Below are 22,462 nucleotides of genomic sequence, written 5' to 3' on the forward strand. Positions count from 1 at the left end.
AAGAGATGAAGAAGCTTCTGGTTACGGTTCTGGTGGCGGTTTTCGGCGCGCTGGCTTTGGCGGCGGAGGAGGCGGCGGCTTCCGGCGGTCTGGACCGAGGCCTGATCGCCGTGGGCATGGGCCTGGCGGTGGGCTTGGCGGCTTTGGGTACCGGCGTGGCCCAGGCCCGCATCGGTGCGGCGGGCGTGGGGGCCATCGCCGAGGACCGGAGCAACTTCGGTACCGCCCTGATCTTCCTGCTCTTGCCCGAGACCCTGGTGATCTTCGGCCTTCTCATCGCCTTCATCCTGAACGGCAAGCTGTAAGGGGTTTGGGGGCCCTGCCCCTGGTGGGGTGGGGCCCTTTTTCCAAGGAGGGCAGATGTCCAAACTGGAAGCCATTTTGAGCCAGGAGGTGGAGGCGGAGATCCAGGCCCTTCTTGCGGAGGCCAAGGCCCAGGCGGAGCGCCTGGCGGCCGAGGCCAGGGCCAAGGCCGAAGGGTTGCGTTCCGCTAAGAAGCGGGCCCTCGAGGCCAGCCTGCAGGCCGCCCTTCGCCGGGCGGAAAGCGCCGGGGAGCTCCTCCTGGCCACAGCCCGTACCGAGGCCAAGGGAGAGGTGTTGGCCCGGGTGAGGGAAAGGGTGCAGGAGGCCCTTGGCGCCCTACCGGGTAGCCCCGATTGGCCAGGGGTTTTGCGGAAGCTGGCGGAGGAGGCCCTTGGGGCCTTGGGCGAGCCCGAGGCCCTGGCCTCCCATCCCGAGAACCTTCCCCACCTCGAGGGTCTGGCGCGGGAGCGGGGGCTGGAGCTTCGCCCGGATCCCGCCTTGCGCCTTGGGGTGAGGGCCATCGGCAAGGGGGGCAGGACCCAGGTGGAGAACGCCCTGCTAAGCCGTTTGGAACGGGCCTGGGATGCCCTCTCCTCCAAGGTGGCCCAGGTGCTGTGGGGCTAGAACATGGCGGATGATTTCGGCTACCTAAACGCCCGGGTGCGGGCCAGGCGGAGCACCCTCCTCAAGGAGAGCTTTTTTCAGGAGGCCTTGGACCTTTCCTATGCGGATTTCCTGCGCCTCCTTTCCGAGAGCGTCTACGGCCAGGACCTGGCCGGCCAGGGCCTTCCTGAGGTGGACCGGGCCGTGGCCCTCACCCAGGCCCGGTTGGTGGGGGATCTGGCGGGCCTGGTCACGGGGGAGGCCCGGGAGGCGGTCCGGCTTCTCCTTCTGAGGAACGACCTCACCAACCTGCAGGCCCTCCTGCGGGCCAAGGCCACGGGGAGGCCCTTTGAGGAGGTGGTCCTCCTCCCGGGTACCCTGAAGGAGGCTCTCTGGCGGCAGGCCTACGAGGCCCAGGACGCGGCGGGGATGGCCCAGGTGCTCTCGGTGCCGGGGCACCCCCTGGCCCGGGCCTTGAGGGCGGTGCTGCGGGAAACCCAGGACCTGGGGCGGATCGAGGCCCTTTTGGCCAAGCGCTTCTTTGAGGACGTGGCCAAGGCCTCCAAGGCCCTGGAGGAGGCGGCCTTGCGGGACTACCTGGCCCTCGAGGTGGACGCCGAGAACCTGCGCACCGCCTTTAAGCTCCAGGGGCAGGACGTGCCGGTGGAAGGCGTCTTTATCCGGGGCGGGCGCTTCGTGGACCGGGTGCGCTTCGCCCGGCTCCTGGAGGGGGATTACGCCGTCTTGGACGAGCTTGCGGGCACCCCCTTTGCCCCTTTGGCGGGCGCGCGGGACCTCAAGGCCTTGGAAAGGCGGCTCCGCTGCCTCCTCCTGAAGGAGGCCAAGAAGGGGGCCGCCGACCCCCTGGGCGTGGGGCTGGTGCTGGCCTACGTGAAGGAGCGGGAGTGGGAGGCCGTGCGGCTTAGGCTTCTGGCCAGGCGGGCCTACTTCGGGCTTCCCCGGGCCCAGGTGGAGGAGGAGGTGGTCTGCGAATGAAGATCGCGGTGATCGCTGACCCCGAGGCGGCGCAGGGGTTTAGGCTGGCGGGCCTCGAGGCCTACCCCGCCTCCACCTCCGAGGAGGCCAGGGCCCGGCTGGAGGCGCTTGTCCAGGCCGGGGGGTATGCCCTGGTGGCCGTGGACAGCGGGCTTCTTCCCGAGCCGGAAAAGGCGGTGGAGAGGCTCATGCGGGGCAAGAGCCTCCCCGTGCTCCTTCCCATCGCGGGCTTGCGGGATGCCTTCCAGAACCCCGATGTGGAGGGGTACATGCGGGAGCTGGTGCGAAGGACCATAGGCTTTGACATCAAGCTGTAGAATGGAGGGAAGATGATCCAGGGCGTGATCCAGAAGATTGCGGGCCCGGCGGTGATCGCCAAGGGCATGACCGGGGCCCGTATGTACGACATCTGCAAGGTGGGCCACGAGGGCCTGGTGGGGGAGATCATCCGCCTGGATGGGGACACCGCCTTCGTCCAGGTTTACGAGGATACCTCGGGGCTGAAGGTGGGGGAGCCGGTGGTGTCCACGGGGCTTCCCCTGGCGGTGGAGCTGGGCCCAGGGATGCTGAACGGGATCTACGACGGCATCCAGCGCCCCCTGGAGCGCATCCAGGAGAGGACCGGCATCTACATCACCCGGGGCGTGGTGGTCCACGCCCTGGACCGGGAGAAAAAGTGGGCCTGGACCCCCAGGGTGAAGCCGGGGGATGAGGTGAAGGGGGGCATGGTCCTGGGCACGGTCCCGGAGTTCAACTTCACCCACAAGATCCTGGTGCCCCCGGACGTGAAGGGCCGGGTCAAGGAGGTGAAGCCCGCCGGGGAGTACACGGTGGAGGAGCCGGTGGTGATCCTGGAGGACGGCACCGAGCTCAAGATGTACCACACCTGGCCCGTGCGCCGTGCCCGGCCGGTGCAAAGGAAGCTGGACCCCAACACCCCCTTCCTCACGGGGATGCGCATCCTGGACGTCCTCTTCCCCGTGGCCATGGGGGGTACGGCGGCCATCCCTGGGCCCTTTGGCAGCGGGAAGACCGTGACCCAGCAGTCCCTGGCCAAGTGGTCCAACGCCGACGTGGTGGTCTACGTGGGCTGTGGGGAGCGGGGCAACGAGATGACGGACGTGCTGGTGGAGTTCCCCGAGCTCACCGACCCCAAGACGGGTGGGCCCCTCATGCACCGCACGGTGCTCATCGCCAACACCTCCAACATGCCCGTGGCCGCCCGTGAGGCCAGCATCTACGTGGGGGTGACCATCGCCGAGTACTTCCGCGACCAGGGCTTTGCCGTGGCCCTCATGGCCGACTCCACCAGCCGCTGGGCCGAGGCCTTGCGCGAGATCTCTAGCCGCCTCGAGGAGATGCCCGCGGAGGAGGGCTACCCCCCCTACCTGGCCGCCCGTCTGGCCGCCTTCTACGAGCGCTCGGGCAAGGTGATCACCCTAAACGGGGAGGAGGGGGCGGTGACCATCGTGGGGGCGGTCTCCCCGCCGGGCGGGGACATGTCCGAGCCCGTGACCCAGTCCACCCTGCGCATCGTGGGGGCTTTTTGGCGGCTGGACGCCTCCTTGGCCTTCCGCCGCCACTTCCCGGCGATTAACTGGAACGGCTCCTACTCCCTCTTCACCCCCGCCTTGGATCCCTGGTACCGCGAGAACGTGGCCCCTGACTACCCGGAGCTTCGCGACGCCATCTCCGAGCTCTTGCAACGGGAAGCGGGCCTGCAGGAGATCGTCCAGCTGGTGGGTCCCGATGCCCTCCAGGATGCCGAGCGCCTGGTCATCGAGGTGGGGCGGATCATCCGCGAGGACTTCCTGCAGCAAAACGCCTACCACGAGATCGACGCCTACTGCTCCATGGGGAAGGCCTACGGCATCATGAAGATGATCCTGAGCCTTTACAAGGAGGCGGAGGCGGCCATCCGGCGAGGGGTTACCGTGGACGAGATCCTGCAGCTCCCGGTGATGGAGCGCATCGGCCGGGCCCGCTACGTGAGCGAGCAGGACTTCCCCGGTTACTTTGAGGAGACCATGAAGGAGATCGAGGGGGCCTTCAAGGCCTTGGCCTAGGGGAGGGAAGGATGGATCTTCTCAAGAAGGAATACACGGGCATCACCTACATCTCGGGGCCTCTCCTCTTCGTGGAGAACGCCAAGGACCTGGCCTACGGGGCCATCGTGGACATCAAGGACGGCACGGGCCGGGTGCGCGGCGGCCAGGTGATCGAGGTCTCCGAGGAGTATGCGGTCATCCAGGTGTTTGAGGAGACCACGGGGCTGGACCTGGCCACCACCAGCGTGAGCCTGGTGGAGGACGTGGCCCGGCTTGGGGTTTCCAAGGAGATGCTGGGCCGGCGCTTCAACGGGATCGGCAAGCCCATCGACGGCCTGCCCCCCATCACCCCGGAGAAGCGCCTGCCCATCGTGGGCCTGCCCCTGAACCCCGTGGCCCGCAGGAAGCCGGAGGAGTTCATCCAGACGGGCATCTCCACCATTGACGTGATGAACACCCTGGTGCGGGGGCAGAAGCTCCCCATCTTCTCCGGCTCGGGCCTTCCCGCCAACGAGATCGCCGCCCAGATCGCCCGCCAGGCCACGGTGCGCCCGGACCTCTCCGGGGAGGGGGAGAAGGAGGAACCCTTCGCCGTGGTCTTCGCCGCCATGGGGATCACCCAGCGGGAGCTCTCCTACTTCATCCAGGAGTTTGAGCGCACGGGGGCCCTTAGCCGTTCCGTCCTCTTCCTGAACAAGGCGGACGACCCCACCATCGAGCGCATCCTCACCCCCCGCATGGCCCTCACCGTGGCGGAGTACTTGGCCTTTGAGCACGACTACCACGTGCTGGTCATCCTCACGGACATGACCAACTACTGCGAGGCCCTGCGGGAGATCGGGGCGAGCCGCGAGGAGATCCCCGGGCGGCGGGGCTACCCCGGTTACATGTACACCGACCTGGCCACCATCTACGAGCGGGCCGGGGTGGTGGTGGGCAAGAAGGGGTCCGTGACCCAGATCCCCATCCTCTCCATGCCCGACGACGACCGCACCCACCCCATCCCCGACCTCACCGGCTACATCACCGAGGGCCAGATCCAGCTCTCCCGCGAGCTCCACCGCAAGGGCATCTACCCGCCCATTGACCCCTTGCCCTCCCTTTCCCGGCTCATGAACAACGGCGTGGGCAAGGGCAAGACCCGGGAGGACCACAAGCAGGTGTCCGACCAGCTCTACTCCGCCTACGCCAACGGGGTGGACATCCGCAAGCTGGTGGCCATCATCGGCGAGGACGCCCTCACGGAAAACGACCGCCGCTACCTGCAGTTCGCCGACGCCTTTGAGCGGCACTTCATCAACCAGGGCCAGCAGAACCGCTCCATTGAGGAGAGCCTGCAGATCGCCTGGGCCCTGCTTTCCATGCTACCCCAAGGGGAGCTTAAGCGGATCTCCAAGGACCACATCGGCAAGTACTACGGCCAGAAGCTGGAGGAGATCTGGGGTGCTCCGCAGGCCCTATAGGCCCCCGGTAAGGAGGTGAAGTCTTGAGCCAAGTGAGCCCCACCCGCATGAACCTTCTGCAGCGGCGCAGCCAGATGCGCCTGGCGCAGAAGGGGGTGGACCTCCTCAAGAAGAAGCGGGACGCCTTGGTGGCGGAGTTCTTCGGGCTGGTGCGGGAGGCCCTCGAGGCCCGCAAGGCCCTGAACCAGGCCGCCCAGGAGGCCTATGGGGCCCTGCTCCTTGCCCAGGCCTTTGACGGGCCCGAGGTGGTTTCCGGGGCGGCTTTGGGGATAAGGCCCCTCGAGGGGGTGGAGGCCGAGGTGGAAAACGTCTGGGGGAGCAAGGTGCCCAGGCTTAGGGCCACCTTTCCCGATGGGGCCTTCCTTTCCCCGGTGGGCACCCCCGCCTACACCCTGGAGGCCGCCCGTGCTTTCCGCCGTTACGCCGAGGCCCTGATCCAGGTGGCCAACACGGAAACCCGCCTCAAGAAAATCGGCGAGGAGATCAAGAAGACCACCCGCCGGGTGAACGCCCTGGAGCAGGTGGTGATCCCCGGCATCCGCTCCCAGATCCGCTTCATCCAGCAGGTCCTGGAGCAACGGGAGCGGGAGGACACCTTCCGCCTAAAACGCATCAAGGGCAAGATCGAGGCCCGGGAGGCGGAGGCCGAGGGCGGGCGCCCCAACCCGCACCTGGAAATCGGGGCGGGCCTCTAATGCCACCCACCCTGGCTTGGCCAGGGTGGGTTCCCCGAAAAGGCGGCGCGGGCAGGAACAAAGGACCCCGGGGAACCCCCGGGGTCCTTTGCCGCTTTGCCTACTGGGCCTTGGCCTCCTTCAGGAGGTTGAGGAGCACGGTCTGCAGGATGCCCCCGTTTTGGTAGTAGTCCACCTCCACCTTCGTGTCCAGGCGGGCGATGGCCTGGAAGCGCACCTCCGTGCCATCCTCCCTTCGCGCCACCACCTCCACCTTCTTGCGGGGGACGAGGTCCTGAAGGCCCAGGATGTCGTAGACCTCGTACCCGGTGAGGCCCAGGGTCTCCCGGTTCTGCCCGGGGAGGAACTCCAGGGGCAGGACCCCCATCCCCACCAGGTTGGAGCGGTGGATCCGCTCAAAGCTTTCCGCCAGCACCGCCTTCACCCCCAGGAGGTAGGTGCCCTTGGCGGCCCAGTCGCGGCTGGACCCGGTGCCGTACTCCTTGCCGGCGATGACCAAAAGGGGCGTGCCCTCGGCCTTGTAGCGCATGGCCACGTTGTAGACGAAGTCCACCTCGCCTTCCGGCAGCTTCTTGGCGTATCCGCCCTCGAGGCCGTCCAGCATGAGGTTCTTGATGCGGATGTTGGCGAAGGTGCCCCGCATCATCACCTCGTGGTTGCCCCGGCGGGAGCCGTAGGAGTTGAACTCCTCGGGCTTGACCCCCTTGGCCAACAGGTACTGGCCCGCCGGGCTCTTCACGGGGATGGCCCCGGCGGGGGAGATGTGGTCGGTGGTCACCGAGTCCCCCAGGACCAGAAGCACCCTGGCCCCCCGGATATCCCCCACCTGGTGCTGGCCCAGGGTTTGGAAGAAGGGGGGGTTTTGGATGTAGGTGCTCTCGGGGTCCCATTGGAAGAGTTCCCCGGTGGGGGCGGGAAGGGCCTGCCAGCGCTCGTCCCCCTCAAAGACCCTGGCGTACTCCTTCTTGAAGAGCTCGGGGTCCAGGGTCTTGGCCATGGCCTCCCGGATCTCCTCCATGGAGGGCCAGATGTCCTTGAGGTACACGGGCTTGCCGTTGGGGTCATGGCCCAGGGGCTCGGTGGCGAAGTCGATGTCCATGCGCCCCGCCAGGGCGTAGGCCACCACCAGCATGGGGCTCGCCAGGTAGTTGGCCTTCACGTGGGGGTTGATGCGGCCCTCAAAGTTGCGGTTGCCGGAGAGGACCGCCGCCACCACCAGATCGCCCTCCTCCACCGCGCGGGCGATGTCCTCCGGCAGGGGGCCGGAGTTGCCGATGCAGGTGGTGCAGCCGTAGCCCACCACGTGGAAGCGGAGGGCCTCCAGGAAGGGGAGGAGGCCGCTAATCTCCAGGTAGTCCGTGACCACCTTGGAGCCGGGGGCCAGGGAGCTCTTCACCCAGGGCTTGGTGTCCAACCCCGCCTCCACCGCCTTCTTGGCCAAAAGCCCCGCCCCCAGCATCACCGTGGGGTTGGAGGTGTTGGTGCAGCTGGTGATGGCGGCGATGACCACCGAGCCGTGGGTGAGCTCAAACTCCTCCTCCTGCCGCTTGACGGCTACCTTTTTGGAGAGTTGCTCCGGGGTAAGGCCAAAGCCCCTTTCCTTCACCGGCTTGGTGAGGTGGGCGAGGAAGCTCGCCTTCACCTCCTTAAGGGCCACCCGGTCCTGGGGCCGCTTGGGGCCGGCCAGGGAGGGTTCCACCGTGGAGAGGTCCAGCTCCAGGTATTCGGAGTACTGGACCTTGGCCTCCGCTTCCGGGGTGCGGAAAAGCCCGTTGGCCTTGGTGTAGGCCTCCACCAGCTCCACCAGCTCCTCGGGCCGGCCGGTGAGCCTCAGGTAGTTGAGGGTTTCCTCGTCCACGGGGAAGAACCCCATGGTGGCCCCGTACTCGGGGGCCATGTTGGCGATGGTGGCCCGGTCGGCCAGGGAGAGCTTGGCCACCCCGGGGCCGTAGAACTCCACGAACTTGCCCACCACCCCGTGCTTGCGGAGGATCTCGGTGATGGTCAGGACCAGGTCGGTGGCGGTGGCCCCTTCGGGGAGTTCCCCATGGAGTTTAAAGCCCACCACCTTGGGGGCCAGCATGTAGTAGGGCTGGCCCAGCATCACCGCCTCGGCCTCGATGCCCCCCACCCCCCAGCCCAGGACCCCCAGGCCGTTCACCATGGTGGTGTGGCTGTCGGTGCCCACCAGGCTGTCGGGGAAGGCCAGGCGGAGGCCGTCCTGCTCCTTTTGCATCACCACCTGGGCCAGGTACTCCAGGTTCACCTGGTGGACGATGCCGGTGCCCGGGGGCACCACCCGGAAGTTCTCCAGGGCGTTTTGCGCCCACTTGAGGAGGAGGTAGCGCTCCCGGTTTCTCTCGTACTCCTTCTCCACGTTGTAGAAGAAGGCGTAGGCGGTGCCGAAGGCGTCCACCTGCACCGAGTGGTCAATGACCAGGTCGGCGGGGACCACGGGGTTGATGCGCTTGGGGTCCCCGCCCCGCTCGGCCACGGCGTTCCGCATGGCGGCCAGGTCCACCACCGCCGGCACCCCGGTGAAGTCCTGGAGGATGACCCGGGCCAGTTTCAGGGGCACGTTGATCTCCCCGGGCTCGGGTTGCCAGCGGGCCAGGGCCTCGATGTCCTCCCGGGTCACCTGGTAGCCGTCCTCGTTTCTCAGGAGGCTTTCCAGCATGACCCGGATGGAGAAGGGCAGGCGGCTTACCTCTGCCACCCCCTGCTTCTCCAGCTCCCCAAGGTCAAAGTAGCCGTAAGTGCCGCGGGCCGTTTTCAGCGTTTTTAGGGTCTTGAAGCTGTCCTTCACGTCCGCTCCTTTCCCTTCCCCCGAAGGGCAAAGGGCCAAACTGGGCTCGGTTGTTGGGGGAAGTGTTCCGAGGGGGGGCGCCCACCCCGGCTTTCCCCACTATAGCACCTCCAGAAGGGGCGTGGCGTGCCCCAAGACGGCGTTGGCCTGGGCCTGCCGGGCGATCTTCAGGGTCTCCAGGAGGGCCTCCTTGGGGATGCCCAGGCGCTTGGCCCGGTGGCTCATGGCCCTGACGCAGCTTTCCGAACCCGTGGCCAGGGCGATGCCCAGGAGGATCAGGGTGCGCGTGCCCTCGTCCAGGGCCCCCTTTTCCGGCATGGCGTAGCTCCAGCTCCGCCCGTGCTCCAAAAGGAGGCCCGGGGCCTTTTCCGCCAGGAGGGGGATGGCCTGGGGAAGGCCCTCCCCCAGGTTTTCCCGCATGGCCTTAAGAACCTGCTCGTGGGTCCGCTCCATGCCCCTAGCGTAGGGCCTGGGGTGGGGGAGGAGTGTCCCAGCCCAGGCTCTCCAGGAAGAGGAGGACCTCCTGGGCGATCTCCCGCCAAAGGGCTTCCCGGGGGCGGGTGGCGGGCCGGTCCCCCTTTTGCGGGCCGTAGGCCCCGAAGCCCGCGTGGTTCAGCCCCTCCAGGAAGACCACCCGGGCCCCTCGGGGGAGGCGCTTGGCCTTTTCCCGGGCCTCCTCAGGGGGTAAGAGGCCGTCCTCCGTGCCGAAGAGGGCCAGGGTGGGGAGGCGCTCCCCCGAAAGGTCGGCCTCCGGATAGCTGGCGAAGAGGAGGAGGGGAAGCCCTTCCCGGGCGGCCACCTCCGCCGCCGCCACCCCGCCCAGGCTGTGCCCCCCCACCGCCAGGGGGAGGTGGGGGTGGGCGGCCTTGGCCTCGAGGGCCCGCTCCTTCCCCAGAAGGGCGATGCCGGAGGGCACCTTGAGGAGGACCACCAGGTATCCCGCCTGGGCCACCGGGGCCAGCACGGGGGCGTAGGCCAAGGGCTCCACCCGCGCCCCGGGGTAGAAGGCCAAAAGGGCCTTGGGGGCCTTGGGGACGAGCTCCAAGCCGTAAGGGGTTTCCTCCAGGGCAAGGCCGGAGCGGGAGAGGACCTCCTGGGCCACCCCTTCCGCCTTCAGGGGCCTAAGGAAGTAAAGGGCCACCCCCACCACCGCCCCGCCCAGGAGCAAAGCCGCCGCCAGGAAGAGGAAAAGGAGCCTCTTGGCGTCCATGCTTCACCTCAGGACGGGTTCCCGGGCCCGCCCACGCTCAAAGGTGTAGAAGGCCGCGGGCACCACGAAGAGGGTGAGGAGGGTGGAGGAGAGCAACCCTCCTAAGATGATCACCCCTAAGGGTTTACGGTACTCCGCCCCCTCCCCGGTGCCCAGGAGCAAGGGGAGGCTGATGATGAGCACGGTGAGGGTGGTCATGAGGATGGGCCTCAGGCGGAGCCGGGCCGCCTCCACCAGGGCCTCCTTCAGGGGCATCTCCCGCATGCGCTTCACGGCGAAGTCCAGGAGGAGGATGGCGTTTTTGGTGACCAGGCCGATGAGCATCACCACCCCCAGGACGCTGATCACGTCCAAGCCGGTGCCCAGGAGGTAGGTGAGCCAGAAGGCCCCCACCAGGGCCAGGGGCACCGGGAGGAGGAGGTAGAGGGGGTAGCGCCAGGCGTTGAACTGGCTGGCGATGACCAGGTAGTTGAGGACCAGGGCCAGGAGGAAGGCCAGGGGGGCCAGCCGGGCCAGCTCCCCGGTGAAGGAGCCGAGGCCGGTGGCGATGAGCTCCACCCCGTCGCCCAGGAGGCCCTTTTCCCTAAGCTCCGCCTCCAGCTGCTGCTGGATTTGGAAGCTTCCCGGGGCGTCGGGCTTGAGGTTGATGTTGATCCCGGCGGCGTAGGCCTGGTTGCGCCTGGAGATCAGGGTGGGTCCGGGCCGCTCCACAAACCGCCCCAGGCTCCCCAGGGGCAGGAAGGCCTGCAGGGCGGGGGCGTAGACGGGGAGGGAGAGGAGGTCCGTCTCGTTCCCCAGGCGCAGGGGGTCGGCCTGGACCACCACGGGGAACTCCTCCCCAAAGCGCCGGGCGGTGGCCGCCTGGGTGCCGGAGAGGTAGAGCCTCAGGGCCTGGGCCAGGTCCGCGGGGGTGAGGCCGGTCCCGGCGAGCCTTGCCGGGTCGGGGACGAAGACCCGCTCCCGCTGGGTGGCCTCGAGGGTGCTCTTCACGTTCAGCACGTAGGGCTTCTCGGCGATGAGGGCGGTGATGGCCTCTGTCCGCCGTTCCAGGAGGGCACGGTCGGGGCTGGTGACGAAGAACTGCAAATCGGCGTCCCCCGCCTCGGGGCCTGTCTGGGCCAGGACCCGCAGGTCGGCCCCGGGGAAGTCCTTGAGAAGCGCCTTCCCCTCGCGGTTGAAGGTTTCGGTGAGGGCGAAGATGTCCTGGCGCTCCCCCTTGGGCCTCAGGACGATCTGGAGTTGCACCCGGCTTGGGTCTCCCACCTGGGCCCCGCCCACGGCGCTGGCCCCCACGGTGGTCACCACCCGGAGCACGGCGGGATGGGCGAGGAAGTAGGCCTCGAGGGCCCTCGCCGCCCGGTCGGCCACCGCCAAGGGGGTGTCCTTGGGCAGGAGCAGGGTGGCGGTGAGCACCCCGGTGTCGGAGCGGGGGGTGAAGTTGAAGGGGATCCTGGGCAGGATGGGGAAGATGGAGAGGAAGGCGAGGCCCGCCACCCCGAGGACCAGGCCGGGGCGCCTCAGGGCCCCCGCCAGGCTGCGGGCATAGGCCTCCGTGAGCCGTCTCAGGCCCGCCTCCGCCAGGCCGTGGAGGAGGCGGGTGACGGCCCCCAGGAGGTCAAGGAGGAGGCGGAAGAGGTAGCGGAGCACCCCGTAGGCCGCGGGGTAGAGGGGGAGGAGGAGGAGGTAGCCAGGCCCCAGGCGGAGGAGGAGGTAGGCCGTGGCCAGGCCAAGGAGCAGGCCCAAGGGGGTGCGGTAACCCCTCCGGTAGGCAAAGCGGAGGTCCTGGGGCAGGAGGCCGAGGGCGCGGAAGGCTTCCTGGAGGGGTGGGGGGTCGGGGTCGGGGAAGTAGGCCAGACGCACGGTGAGGAAGAGGAGGGCCTCCAGCCAGCTCACGGCGATGGCCGCCGCCATCCCCAGCCCGAACTGCTGGAAGATCTGCCCGATGAGCCCCGGCAGGAAGCTGATGGGGAGGAAGACGGCGAGGAGGCTCAAGGTGGCCGCGGCCACCGCCACGGAGACCTCGCTGGCCCCCTTGAGCACCGCCTCCTTCAGGCCATAGCCCAGGCGTCGGTAGCGGTCAATGTTCTCCGCCACCACGATGGAGTCGTCCACCACGATGCCCACGGCCACGGTGAGAGCCAGGAGGCTGATGAGGTTGTAGGTGAAGCCCAGGATTCCAAAGAGCAGGATGGCCCCGGAGAGGGTGATGGGGATGGCCAGGATCACGGAGAACACGGAGTTGAGCTTCCCCAGGAAGATCAAGACCACGAGGGAAACGGCCAGGGCGGCGAGGAAGGCCTCCCGCACCGTGTCCTCCACCGCGGCGCGGATGAAGCGGGTGGTGTCCAAGGCCACCTCCGCCCGGTAGCCTTGGGGGAGGCGGATCTGGGAAAGGGCCCGCTTCACCCCGTCGGCCACGGCCACGGCGTTGGAGTCCGGGGTTTTGACCACCGCCAGGAGGACGGCGGGGCGGCCGTTCAGGCGGTTCAGGGTGGTGGGCTCCTCGGCCCTCTCCTCCACCCGGGCCACGTCCCGCACCCGGAGGCCCCGGGAGGGGTCCAGGAGGAGGTCCGCCACTTGGGCCGCGGTGGCGGGGGTGCTCCGCAGGGTGTAGACCAGCCGCTTCTCCCCCTCGGTGAGCGAGCCCAGGGGCAGGTTCAGGGCCGAGGCGGCCAGGGCCTGGGCCACCTGGCCGGGCGCCACCCCTAGGGCTTGAAGCCGGTCCGGGTCCAGGTAGACCCGGATGGCCCTTTTGGGGGCCCCGGTGAGGCGGATGTCCGCCACCCCGGGGACCAGCTGGAGCTTGGGCTTCAGGGTGCGCTCCGCGTAGCGGAGCACCTGGGAGAGGTCCTCCCCCGGGGCCTCGAGGGCCACGTAAAGGATCGGGCTCGCCGAGGGGTCAAACTTCTGCACCACCGGGGCCGAGGCGTCCTTGGGGAGCTGGCCCCGCGCCGCGGCCACCTTCTGGCTGGCCTCCACCGCTGCCCGGTCCACGTCCACCCCCTGCTGGAACTGGACGAAGACCAGGCTGAAGCCCTCGGTGGAGCTGCTCCCGATGGTGTCCACCCCGCTCAGGGTGGAAAGGGCATCCTCTAGGGGCTTGGAGACCTGCTCCGCCACCTCCTCGGGGCCTGCCCCGGGGTAGGAGGTGGACACCGCCACCACCGGCACGCTGAAGCGGGGCAAAAGCTCCACCCCAAGCCCCAGGCCCAGGAGGAGGCCCACCAGCACCAGGCCCACGAAGATGGCGGTGGCGAAGACGAAGCGTTCCACGAAAAAGGCCACCAAGGGGTTTTCCCTCACCGGACCACCTCCACGGGGTCGTTGTCCCTAAGGCTTTCGGGGACGGGATGGATCACCAGGGTGTTGGGCTTTAGACCCTCCACCACCGCCTGCCCGGCCTCCTGGGCCTGGAGGCGCACGGGGAGGCTTTGGGCCTTGCCCTCCTGGACCACGAAGACCCGGGCCTCCCCATTCCGGATCTGGAGGCTGGCCAAGGGGAGGAGGATGCCCTCGGCCAGCCTCACCCGGTAGCGCACCTCGGCGGGGCCTGGGAGAAGCCGGCCCTCTGGCTTCAGGACCACCTCCACCAGCCGGGTCTGGCCCGGCAGGTCGGTTTTGCGCAAGAGGCGGGCCGCCACCTCCTGGCCGTTTTGCCTGAGGAGAAAGGGGGTTTCGGGGCTGAGGGCGCTGGCTTGGTCCGGGGGAAGGAAGAGCTTGGCCAGGAGGCGCTCCGTGGTGGCCAGGCGGAAGGCCCGGCTTCCCGCTCCCACGAACTCCCCCTCCTTGACGAAGACCTCCACCACTTCCCCGGCAAAGGGGGCCCGGACCACGCTTTCCCTCAGGTTCCTTTCCGCCTGGCGCACCTGGAGCCTGGCGGCCTCCACCTGGAGCTTAAGAAGCCTGATGTCCTCCGCCCGCTCCAGGCGGGACAGGGCCTCCAAGGCGTTCTGGTAGGCGCTTTCCGCCTGGCGGTACTGGGCCTCGAGGGCCTTGAGGTCCAAGGGGGCCAAGGCCCCGATGGCCAAAAGGGCCTGGCCCTCCTCGTAGCGCCTCTTGGCCGCCTGGAGCTGGGCCTCGGCCGCCTGGAGCTGGGCCTTGAGGGTCGCCCGGTTCCCCAAAAGCTGGTTTTGGGCGCGCTCCAGGTTGGCCTCGGCTTGCTGGAGGTTCAGCCTTGCGGCCTCCAGGGCTTCCTGGAAGGGGGCGGGGTCCAGGTAAACCACCCCCTCCCCCGCCCGCACCCGGGTGCCCGCGGGGAGGGTGCGCAGGACCCGGCCGGAGGCCCCCGCCGCCACCAGGCTGTCCTGTTCCGCCTGCAGGCTGGCGGAGGCCCGCACCTCCCGTTCCAGGACGCCCTGCTTGGCCTCCACCACCCGCACCTGGAGGGCCAAGGGGGTTTGGGCCTCTGGCGCGGGGGCCTCTGCCCTCTTGGGGGCGCAGGCGAAGAGAAGGAGGGGTAGGAGAAGGAGAAGCGGGCGCATGTTCACCTCGAGGCCAGAAGGCCGTAGTAGGCCTTCAGGTAGGCGTGCTTGGCCTGCTCCAGGGTAAGCTCCGCCTGCCTCAGGGAAAGCTCCTGCTGCAACAGGCTAAGCCGGCTGGTGAGCCCCGCCTGGAAACGCTTTTCCTCGGCCCGGTAGCGCTCCTGGGCGGCCCGGTAGGCCTCCTCCGCCGCCTTTACCCCCTGGAGGAGGGGGACAAGCTGGCGGTACCTGGCCTCCAGGCCCAGCCTGAGGGTGCGCTCCAGGTTGGCCAGGTTGGTTTCCAGGGCCTGGCTTTGGTCCTCCAGGGCCTCTATATCCTTCCTCGGGGCAAAGCTTTCGTCCAGGAGGCCCCGCTGGAAGCGGAGAAGGTTCAGGGACTGCCGGAGTTGCAAGAGGTCGGCGTGTTCCTGAAGCAGGGTTTCCACCACCTTCCCCTCGGGGAGGGTGGGAAGTTCCTTAACGCTTTCCGGCCTCCAGGGGCCCACCAGCTGGGCCAGGGCGGCCAAGGCGCTATCCCGTCCCTTTTGGGCCAGCTCCAGGTTCTTCCTGGCCTCCAGGAGGCGGTTTTGCGCTTCCAGGAGGTCCAGGCTGGTGGCCCCACCCCCTTTGAGGCGGATCTCCGTGGCCTTTAGCCCCAGCTCGGCCACCTCCACCGCCTTTTCCGCCAGGCCCACCTGCAGGAGGGCCTCGTAGGCCTGGGCATAGGCGGAAGCGATCTCGTTTTCCGCCTGGGCCAAGGCCCTTTTGAGCCTGGCCTCGGCCAGTTCCCAGGCCTGGCGCGCCTGCAGCTCGGCCAAGGGGGTGCGCAAGGGGTCCTGAAGGGTGCGCTCCAGGTCCTTCCGCCGGGTTTCGGCTTCCAGCCGGGCGAGGACCACCGCCGTCACCTCCGGGGCCTTCTTCAGGGCCTCGGGGAGGGGCTGGGCCAGGGTGGGAGCCAGGAGCAAAAGAAGGGCTAGGGCACCTTTTCTCATGGGGTTACCTCCGGTAAGAGTTCGCCGTAAAACTGGTAAAGCTCCATCCACTTGTTCCGCAGATCGTTTTCCGCTTGGGCCAGGGCCAGTTCCGCCTGGAGGAGGGAAAGCTCCGCCTGCAACAGGGCCAGGGGGCTTTCCAGGCCCAGCTCCAGGCGCTTAACCGCCTCCTCCAGGGCCTTCTTCCCCGCCTCCTGGCGGAGGCGGGCCAGTTCCAGGGCCAGCCTCGAGGCCCTGAGGGAGCTCTCCAGGGTTTCCCCCTGGAGCCGGGCCTGCCTCTCGGCCGCCTTTAGGGCTTCCTCCGCTCCCCGCACCTGGGCCGCGGCCGCCTCCAGGGCGGCAAAAAGGCCGGGGGTGAGGGTGAGGGAAAGGGAAAGCCTGAGCTCCTCGGCGGTGCGGTAGCTACCCCCCGGCAGGCTGGTGGGCCGTTGCCCTGGGTCCTGCCGGGTGTAGGCCAGGGTGGGTTGCAGGTTCCGGCTGGAAAGGCTTAGGGCCAAGGTGTCGTTCCCGCTCGGGTAGAGGAGGTAGCTGGCCTTGACCTCGGGGAAAAGGGTGCGCAGGGAGGCGGCGTAGGCGATCCTGGCCTCCTCCAGGCTCAGGCGGGCCTCCTCCAGGGCGAGGGGCGTGGTGCCCTGGGGCGGGGGGATCTCGGGAAGGGGCTTGGTGAGGTCCACCAGGCCCTCCGCCCCCTTTTTCGCCAGCTCCACGTTCCTTTGGGCCTCCAGGAGGCGGTTTTCCGCTTCCTTTAGGGCCAGCTCCGCCTCCCGGAGTTCCTTGGGGTTGGCCTGGCGCTTCCTGGCCGCCTCGAGGGCCGTCTGGGCCAGCTCCCGGCCTTTTTGCGCCAGCTTTTCCCCCAAGAGGGCCAGCTGGTAGCGGCCGTATGCGGCCACCGCCTGGGCCTGGAGGGCGGTGAGGGCTTTGCGGTAGCCGAGCTCCGCCCGGCGGTAGGCGATCTGGGCCCTTGCGAGCCCGTCCGCGGTCTCCCCGAAGGGGAAGGGGGTGAGGACCAGGGCCAGGGTGAGGCTTCCCCCCGTGGCGGGGAGGCTTGGGCAGAGGGAGGCGGGGGTGCACTCGTAGCCCAGCCGGGCGTAGTTGCCCTGGAGGTTGAAGGCGAGGGGGGCGGCTTGGGCTTCCAGCCCCTTGCGCGCCGCCTCCAGAAGGGCTTGGGCCTGGCGGAGGAGGGGGTGCTCCCGCAAGGGGTCCAGGGCGTGGCCGCTGGCCAGGGCCGGGACCAGGAGGAAAAGAAGGGCCCAAAGCCTAGCCACGCTCCACCTCCGTGAGCTTTTTCAAAAGGTCGCGGAAGGCCATGAGCTCCGCGGTGTTCAGGCGGCTCAGGTGCTGGCGGTAGGCTTCCAGCCAGGCCGCCTGGAGCCGTCCTTGCACCGCCTTGCCCTTGGGGGTGAGCTGGAGCTGGACCCGCCGCCGGTCCTCGGGGTCGGGGTGGCGCTCCAGGAGGCCGGCTTCTTCCAAGGAGGCCAGGAGGTGGGAGACCTGGGAGGGCAGGACCTCCAGGTGCTCGGCCAGCTTTGAGGGCAGCCGCACCCCCTCGGCCACCAGGCGGAGCGCCTCCGCCTGCAGGGGGGACACCCCTTCCTTAGCGAAGACCTCCTTGGCCCGGGCGAAGAGGAGGCGCATGAGGGCATAGCCCAACCGGGAAAGCTCCTCCACCAGGGTGAGGGGCGGACCATTCATACCCTTCAACTATACAGAAAGGTGAAGTAAGGAGGTGGGGCCGGGCCACACTTGCCCATGGTGTACAATGCGAAAAGGTGATATGGACAGACCTCCCAGTCGGTGGCTCTTTTTCCTGCCCTTCGGCACCATAGCCCTGGCCCAGTCCCAAGCCCCAAGCCCTGGGGACCTTTTTCTTTTGGTCCTCTTCCTGGCCCTTTCCGCCTTCTTCTCCGCGAGCGAGACCGCCTTCACCACCCTCTACCCCTGGAAGGTGCGGGAGCTTGCGGAAACCCAAGGGGGGCCCTTCCGGCTCCTCTCCCAGGACATCACCCGCTTCCTCACCACCATCCTGGTGGGAAACAACCTGGTGAACATCGCCGCCACCGCCTTGGTGACGGACCTGGCCACCCGGGCCTTCGGCTCGGTGGGGGTGGGGGTGGCCACGGGGGCCATGACCTTCCTGATCCTCTTCTTTGGGGAGATCACCCCCAAGTCCATCGCCGTGCACCACGCCGTGCCCCTAGCCCAGGTGGCCGCCTGGCCCATCTACCTCCTCTCCCTCCTCCTCTACCCGGTGGGCCGGTTTTTCAGCCTGGTGGCGGGCTTCTTCCTGCGGGTGCTGGGCCTCGAGCCCCGGGATACCCCCTTGGTTTCGGAGCACGAGCTCAAGCTCATCCTGGCGGGGGCGGAGGAGTCGGGCACGATAGAAGCCCAGGAGGAGGAGATGATCCACTCCATCCTGGAGCTGGAGGAAACCCCCGTGCGGGAGATCATGACCCCCCGGGTGGAGATGGTGGCCATTGAGGCCGACGCCACCTTGGAGGACTTCCTCCACCTTTTCCGCGAGCACCGTTACAGCCGCGTTCCCGTCTACAAGGAGAGCGTGGACCACATCGTGGGGGTGGCCTACGCCAAGGACCTGCTGGATTACCACTGCGAGGAGGATCTCAAGGGACGCACCGTGGTCTCCATCGCCCACCCCCCCTACTTCGTCCCCGAGAACATGGATGCCTGGACCCTCCTTAGGGAGCTAAGGCGGCGGAAGGTGCACATGGCCATCGTGGTGGACGAGTTCGGGGGCACCGCGGGCCTGGTCACCCTGGAGGACGTGATGGAGGAGATCGTGGGGGAGATCTACGACGAGACGGACGAGCCGGAGGATATGGCCATCCGCAGGCTTCCCGACGGTTCCTTCTCCATCCAGGCCCAGACCCCCGTGGACGAGGTCTCCGAGGCCCTGGGGGTAGAGCTCCCCGAGGGGGAGTACGACACCCTTTCCGGTTTCCTCTACGAGCGGTTTGGCCGCATCCCCGGGGTGGGGGAGAGCGTGGAGTGGCAGGGGTTCCGTTTTGTGGTGGAAAGCGCGGACCAGCGCCGCATAGAAAGGGTGCGGGTGGAGAGGTTGGTGGAACATGGAGAGGGTTAGGGCCGTCCTGAAGGCCCATGTGGAGCGGGCCTATGCCCCCTATTCCGGTTTTCCCGTGGTGGCCCTGGTGGAGGCGGAGGGGGAGGAGTTTTTGGGGGTCAACGTGGAAAACGCCTCCTTCCCCCTTTCCCAGTGTGCGGAAAGAAATGCGGTGGCGGCCATGGTCCTGGCGGGGAAGCGGCGCATCCACCGGGTGCACATCTATAGCCCCAAGGGGCCCGTTCCCCCGTGCGGGGGGTGCCGCCAGGTGCTCCTGGAGTTTTCCACCCCCGGGACCGAGGTGGTGATGCACGGGCCCGAGGGGTATGTGGTGCGGACCCTGGAGGAGCTTCTGCCCCTGGGCTTTAGGCTCTAAAGGGGGAGGACCAGGCTCTGGCGGAAGAGGCCGGGGACCTCGAGGACAAGCTCCAGCCGCCCCGATCCGCGCTCCAGGCCGGGACGGAAGCCCACCACCTGGAGCCTACTTTCCCCTTGGGCGGGGAGGTCGGCCTCCACCTGGAAGGTCTGGCCCAGGAGCACCAGCCTGCCCTCCACCCGCAAGGGCAGGGGGTTGGGGTTTTCCAGGAAGAGGTTCACCCCCGCCCGGCGCACCCTTGGGGGTTCCAGGGGGAAGGCCAGCCGGGTGCGGAAGAAGGTGAGGGTTTGGCCCAGGGTGCGGCCTTCCAGGGCCACCTCCACCCCCTCCCGGGAAAGGAGGGCTTGGGCGGTGGCGAGGGCTCCTTTGGGGCTAAGCCGCACCAAGAGGACCTCCTCTTTCCTCCCGGGGGGTAGGGTGAGGTCCAGGGGCACCGTCACCTCCCCCACCCGGAGCCGGGCGCCGAAGGTGGCAAGGGGGAGGGGGAAGGGGTTGGGGTTTTGGAACTCCACCCTTACCCCCAGGAGGAGAAGGGGTTCCGGGCTTACCGCAAAACCCCGGATCTCCCCTCCCCGGAAACGGGCCTCCGGGGTCAGGGTCTGGGGGGCACAAGCCGCCAGAAGACCTAAGGCCAGGAGGAGCCACTTTCTCATAAAATCCACCCCTCTTCCTCGAGGGTCTGCAAGACGGGCAGGAACCTGGGCCATAGGGGGCTTTCCTGGGGGTAGGGGGGCCTTGGGTAGCCGGCGGGAAGGCCCAGGTGCCGGAGGGCCTGCTTGAGGAGGGGTACCCCTCCTTGGGAGAGGAGGCTCCCCAAGGGGAAGAGCTTTCTTTGCCAGGCCTGGGCTTCCGCCACCCGCCCCGCCCGGAAGGCTTCCAAGAGGGCCCGGTAGGCCCTGGGGGCCAGGTTGGCCGCGGCCAGGATGCCCCCTTCCGCCCCCAAGGCCAAGGCCCCCAAGAAGGTGGGGGCGTGGCCGGTGAAGACCCGGAAGTCCTTCAGGTGGGCCTGGTAAAAGGCCAGGCGCACCAGGTCCCCGCTGGAGTCCTTGATGCCCTGGATCCTGGGGTGCTGGGCCAAGCGCTCCACCGCGGCAAGGGGGAGGTCCACCTTGGTGTTCTGGGGCACGTGGTAAAGGAAAACGGGCATCCTCTCCGCCAGGGCCTGGTAGTACGCCACCAGTCCCTCCCCTAGGCTGGCGTGGTAGTACCGGGGTGGGGTGGCCAAGAGGGCCAGGGCGCCGGCTTCCTGGGCCTCCTGAAGGGCCCGTTCCGCCTGGGGTAGGGTTTCCTCCATGAGCCCCACCAGAAAGGGTTTCCGGGGCCTAAGGGCCCGAAGCCCCTTGGCCCGTTCCTCCGGGGTCAGGTGGACGCCTTCCCCGTTGGAGCCGTAGATGAGGAGCCCGTCCACCAGGGGTTCCAGGGCCTCCGCCAGCTCGCGAAAGGCCTCCGCATCCAGCCGGCCTTCCCGGTCAAAGGGGGTGGGGATGGGGGGAAGGATCATGCGGGCCTCCTCAGGCTAAGGACCAACCCCAGGAGGTGGAGCCCATAGGCCAGGATCAGGAGGGTAGGCCCCTGCCCCTTCAGGAGGGCCAGGAACCCGTAGGCGGCCAGGAGGAGGAGGACAAGGCCCAGCCCCGCGGAGAACCCCAGGCTTCCCGGCACCAAGAGGCGCACCCCCAGGGCCCAGGAGGGGGGGACCGGGGTCCTGCGCCGGGGCAGGAGGAAGGTGAGGAGGTGGTAGAGGAGGAGGAGCCAGAAGCCCGCGAAAGCCCAAGGCTTCACCCCTTCAGGAAGGGGGGTGTCCAGGCGCAGGAACCCCCGGAAGGGATCCTCCTGGAGGCGCCGGAGTTCCACCTTGAGAAGGGCCAGGTAAAGGGTGCGCAAGGAGGGGCCTGGCTCCCTGGCCCCCCAGGGGTCCTGGCCCAGCCCTAAGGCGGTGCGGATGGGGCCCTCGAGGGGCGCCTGGCGGTAGGCCTGGGCCAAGTGGGTCTCGTCCCCCCTGAGGGCCAGGGCGAAGGGCAAAGGGGCCTCCCCAAGGAGGCCCTGGGCCTCCTTGGGGGCCTCCGGGAGGAGGGCATAGCCCAAAAGGGCCTTCACCTCAGGGGTGGGGGGCAGGGCGCGCAGCCAGTCCTGGGCTTTTTGGGTGCGGAGGGTCCCCTGGTCTAAGGGGGGGGCGGAAAGCCCCGCCCGCACCCGGGCGTCCAGCCCCTGAAGGAGGAGGCCCAGGCCAAGGGCCAGGAGGAGGGCCAGGGCCAGGATCCTTTCCCCCAGGCTGGCGTAGGCCAGGTGGAGGTGCCTAAAGCGCAAGAGGGGGTGCTTCCAGAATCCGCCCAGGTAGCCCCCCAGGGGCTTCAGGTCCCTTAGCTGGGCCGGCAGGTAAAAGAGGAAGAGGTAGAGCATAAGGGCGAGATACGCCAGGCCCAGGGTCCCCAGGGCGGGGGGAAGCAGGGAAAGCTTTGGGGGAAGCCAGGCCCTAAGGAGTTTCTCCGCTTCCTGGAAGCGCAGGGCCTGGGCCGGGTGCCCCTGGGCCTCCAGGTACTGGGCCGTTTCCCTGAAAAAGGCCAAGGAACCGGGGAAAAGGGGGGTGTAGCGGAGAAGGGCCTGGGCCAGGAGGAGGGCCTTTTCGGGGTCCTTCTGCCGTAAGGAGCGGGAGGCCTCCGCCATGCGGGCCACCCCCGCCTGGCCGAAGAGGAGTTCCGGCCTATGGCCCCGGGCCAGGAGATCCTGGCCGTAGGCCTCCAGGTCCTCCGGGGTGAGGGTGGCGGGGTCTTGGGTCCAGTAGGCGAAGTAGGGCCAGGGCTTGGGAGGCTTGAGGGCCTGGAGGAGGGCGCCTAGGGCCTCTAGGTCCTCCCCGTCGCCCTCAAAGGGCAAGGGGGGGAAGGGGATGGGCAGGACCCAGTCCCCCGCCAGGAGGGCCTCGGGGCCTGGACGGAGGGCCAGGAGGCGGGCTGGGGCGAAGTGGAAGGCAAGGGATTCCCCCTTCAGGCTGGTCTCCACCACCAAAAGCCCCTGGGCCACGTACACCTTATCCCCCTGGACCAGGGGTCCCAACCACTCCCCCGGGGGCAGGGGCAGGAGGCCCCAGGGGAGCTTAAGGCCTTCCCGGGTCAGCTCGGGGAGGGCGGGGGCAAGGGCAGTGAAGCGGGCTTCCAAGGCGCCGGCGGGCAGGGAAAGCCGGATGCGGTACTCCCCGGGGGCCTTGGGGCTTAGCTCCAGCTGGAACCTTCCCTTCTGCACCTCCACCTCCAGGGTTTGCTGCCCTTCCGGCCCCTCCAGCACCAGGGGGAAGCGTCCCTCGGGCAGGTCCCGCCCCTCTAAAACCACGGACCGCCCCGCCTGGACCTCCCTGGGGACCACCAGGCTTTGGCCCAAGACCGGGAGACCCACGGCCAGGAGGAGGCCGATGGCCCGGGTCAGGAACGCGCGCATGG

General features: G+C 68.4%; 20 protein-coding genes. 9 read left to right on the forward strand and 11 right to left on the reverse strand.

All coding sequences use genetic code 11. From position 1 onward, the window contains the following. Positions 1-5 precede the first annotated feature (5 nt). From BS74_RS04345 to atpD, 7 genes are read left to right on the forward strand one after another with little or no spacing between them, the layout of a single operon-like run. Complete coding sequence (locus tag BS74_RS04345; RefSeq protein WP_038056386.1) at positions 6-305, forward strand: ATP synthase subunit K; 300 nt, start codon at positions 6-8, stop codon at positions 303-305. 55 nt (positions 306-360) lie between these two features. After that, entirely contained in the window at positions 361-927 is a 567-nt protein-coding gene (locus tag BS74_RS04350) for a V-type ATP synthase subunit E (protein ID WP_038056388.1), read from the forward strand. A 3-nt stretch (positions 928-930) separates the two neighbouring features. Further along, on the forward strand, positions 931-1,902 hold the full coding sequence (locus BS74_RS04355; protein WP_038056391.1) for a V-type ATPase subunit: 972 nt from the start codon (positions 931-933) through the stop codon (positions 1,900-1,902). A 2-nt stretch (positions 1,903-1,904) separates the two neighbouring features. Next, the gene (locus BS74_RS04360; RefSeq protein WP_185747739.1) at positions 1,905-2,219 is read left to right on the forward strand and encodes a V-type ATP synthase subunit F; all 315 of its coding nucleotides are present in this window, start codon (positions 1,905-1,907) and stop codon (positions 2,217-2,219) included. 12 nt (positions 2,220-2,231) lie between these two features. Further along, the gene (locus BS74_RS04365; protein ID WP_038056394.1) at positions 2,232-3,968 is read left to right on the forward strand and encodes a V-type ATP synthase subunit A; all 1,737 of its coding nucleotides are present in this window, start codon (positions 2,232-2,234) and stop codon (positions 3,966-3,968) included. Between the two features lie 11 nt (positions 3,969-3,979). Then, positions 3,980-5,413, forward strand: coding sequence for a V-type ATP synthase subunit B (locus BS74_RS04370; RefSeq protein WP_038046061.1), 1,434 nt, complete (start codon positions 3,980-3,982; stop codon positions 5,411-5,413). Between the two features lie 23 nt (positions 5,414-5,436). Then, on the forward strand, positions 5,437-6,108 hold the full coding sequence (gene atpD / locus BS74_RS04375; RefSeq protein WP_038056396.1) for a V-type ATP synthase subunit D: 672 nt from the start codon (positions 5,437-5,439) through the stop codon (positions 6,106-6,108). 100 nt (positions 6,109-6,208) lie between these two features. Here the strand turns inward: atpD and acnA are convergent, their stop codons facing one another. The 8 genes from acnA to BS74_RS04415 all read right to left on the reverse strand — a co-directional run bounded on the left by acnA (position 6,209) and on the right by BS74_RS04415 (position 17,268). Further along, entirely contained in the window at positions 6,209-8,914 is a 2,706-nt protein-coding gene (acnA, locus tag BS74_RS04380) for an aconitate hydratase AcnA (RefSeq protein ID WP_038056397.1), read from the reverse strand. A gap of 99 nt (positions 8,915-9,013) precedes the next feature. Then, positions 9,014-9,367 carry a carboxymuconolactone decarboxylase family protein gene (locus BS74_RS04385; RefSeq protein WP_038056399.1) on the reverse strand — a complete coding sequence of 118 codons (354 nt, stop codon included), beginning with the start codon at positions 9,365-9,367 and terminating at the stop codon, positions 9,014-9,016. A 4-nt stretch (positions 9,368-9,371) separates the two neighbouring features. After that, the gene (locus BS74_RS04390) at positions 9,372-10,124 is read right to left on the reverse strand and encodes an alpha/beta hydrolase (RefSeq protein ID WP_038056401.1); all 753 of its coding nucleotides are present in this window, start codon (positions 10,122-10,124) and stop codon (positions 9,372-9,374) included. Positions 10,125-10,127: 3 nt separating this feature from the next. Further along, positions 10,128-13,427 carry an efflux RND transporter permease subunit gene (locus tag BS74_RS04395; protein WP_038056403.1) on the reverse strand — a complete coding sequence of 1,100 codons (3,300 nt, stop codon included), beginning with the start codon at positions 13,425-13,427 and terminating at the stop codon, positions 10,128-10,130. After that, entirely contained in the window at positions 13,424-14,605 is a 1,182-nt protein-coding gene (locus tag BS74_RS04400; protein WP_038056404.1) for an efflux RND transporter periplasmic adaptor subunit, read from the reverse strand. The genes BS74_RS04395 and BS74_RS04400 overlap by 4 nt, the downstream gene beginning before the upstream one ends. Positions 14,606-14,607: 2 nt before the next feature. Then, positions 14,608-15,576, reverse strand: a complete 969-nt coding sequence (locus tag BS74_RS04405) for a TolC family protein (RefSeq protein WP_038056406.1) — start codon at positions 15,574-15,576, stop codon at positions 14,608-14,610. Next, on the reverse strand, positions 15,573-16,841 hold the full coding sequence (locus BS74_RS04410) for a TolC family protein (RefSeq protein WP_038056408.1): 1,269 nt from the start codon (positions 16,839-16,841) through the stop codon (positions 15,573-15,575). Before BS74_RS04410 ends, BS74_RS04405 begins: the two co-directional genes overlap by 4 nt. After that, positions 16,834-17,268, reverse strand: a complete 435-nt coding sequence (locus tag BS74_RS04415) for a MarR family winged helix-turn-helix transcriptional regulator (RefSeq protein ID WP_038056410.1) — start codon at positions 17,266-17,268, stop codon at positions 16,834-16,836. Before BS74_RS04415 ends, BS74_RS04410 begins: the two co-directional genes overlap by 8 nt. An 82-nt stretch (positions 17,269-17,350) precedes the next feature. On the opposite strand from BS74_RS04415, the gene BS74_RS04420 reads away from it, so the two are divergent. Both BS74_RS04420 and cdd read left to right on the forward strand, forming a co-directional pair. Continuing rightward, positions 17,351-18,676: a hemolysin family protein gene (locus tag BS74_RS04420; RefSeq protein WP_038056412.1), complete on the forward strand. Its 1,326-nt coding sequence runs from the start codon at positions 17,351-17,353 to the stop codon at positions 18,674-18,676. After that, the gene (gene cdd / locus BS74_RS04425; protein ID WP_038056414.1) at positions 18,663-19,031 is read left to right on the forward strand and encodes a cytidine deaminase; all 369 of its coding nucleotides are present in this window, start codon (positions 18,663-18,665) and stop codon (positions 19,029-19,031) included. The genes BS74_RS04420 and cdd overlap by 14 nt, the downstream gene beginning before the upstream one ends. On the opposite strand, the gene BS74_RS04430 is transcribed toward cdd, so the two are convergent. Genes BS74_RS04430 through BS74_RS04440 form a run of 3 tightly spaced genes read right to left on the reverse strand, consistent with a single transcriptional unit; the run spans position 19,028 to position 22,460 of the window. Next, on the reverse strand, positions 19,028-19,684 hold the full coding sequence (locus tag BS74_RS04430; RefSeq protein WP_038056415.1) for an LEA/WHy family protein: 657 nt from the start codon (positions 19,682-19,684) through the stop codon (positions 19,028-19,030). The two genes, cdd and BS74_RS04430, sit on opposite strands and share 4 nt — an antisense overlap. Further along, positions 19,681-20,532, reverse strand: coding sequence for a dihydrodipicolinate synthase family protein (locus BS74_RS04435; protein WP_038056416.1), 852 nt, complete (start codon positions 20,530-20,532; stop codon positions 19,681-19,683). The genes BS74_RS04430 and BS74_RS04435 overlap by 4 nt, the downstream gene beginning before the upstream one ends. Then, positions 20,529-22,460, reverse strand: coding sequence for a hypothetical protein (locus BS74_RS04440; RefSeq protein ID WP_038056418.1), 1,932 nt, complete (start codon positions 22,458-22,460; stop codon positions 20,529-20,531). Before BS74_RS04440 ends, BS74_RS04435 begins: the two co-directional genes overlap by 4 nt. Positions 22,461-22,462: the final 2 nt, after the last annotated feature.

Origin of the sequence: Thermus amyloliquefaciens, from assembly GCF_000744885.1 — a bacterium.
Classification (GTDB): Bacteria; Deinococcota; Deinococci; order Deinococcales; family Thermaceae; genus Thermus; species Thermus amyloliquefaciens.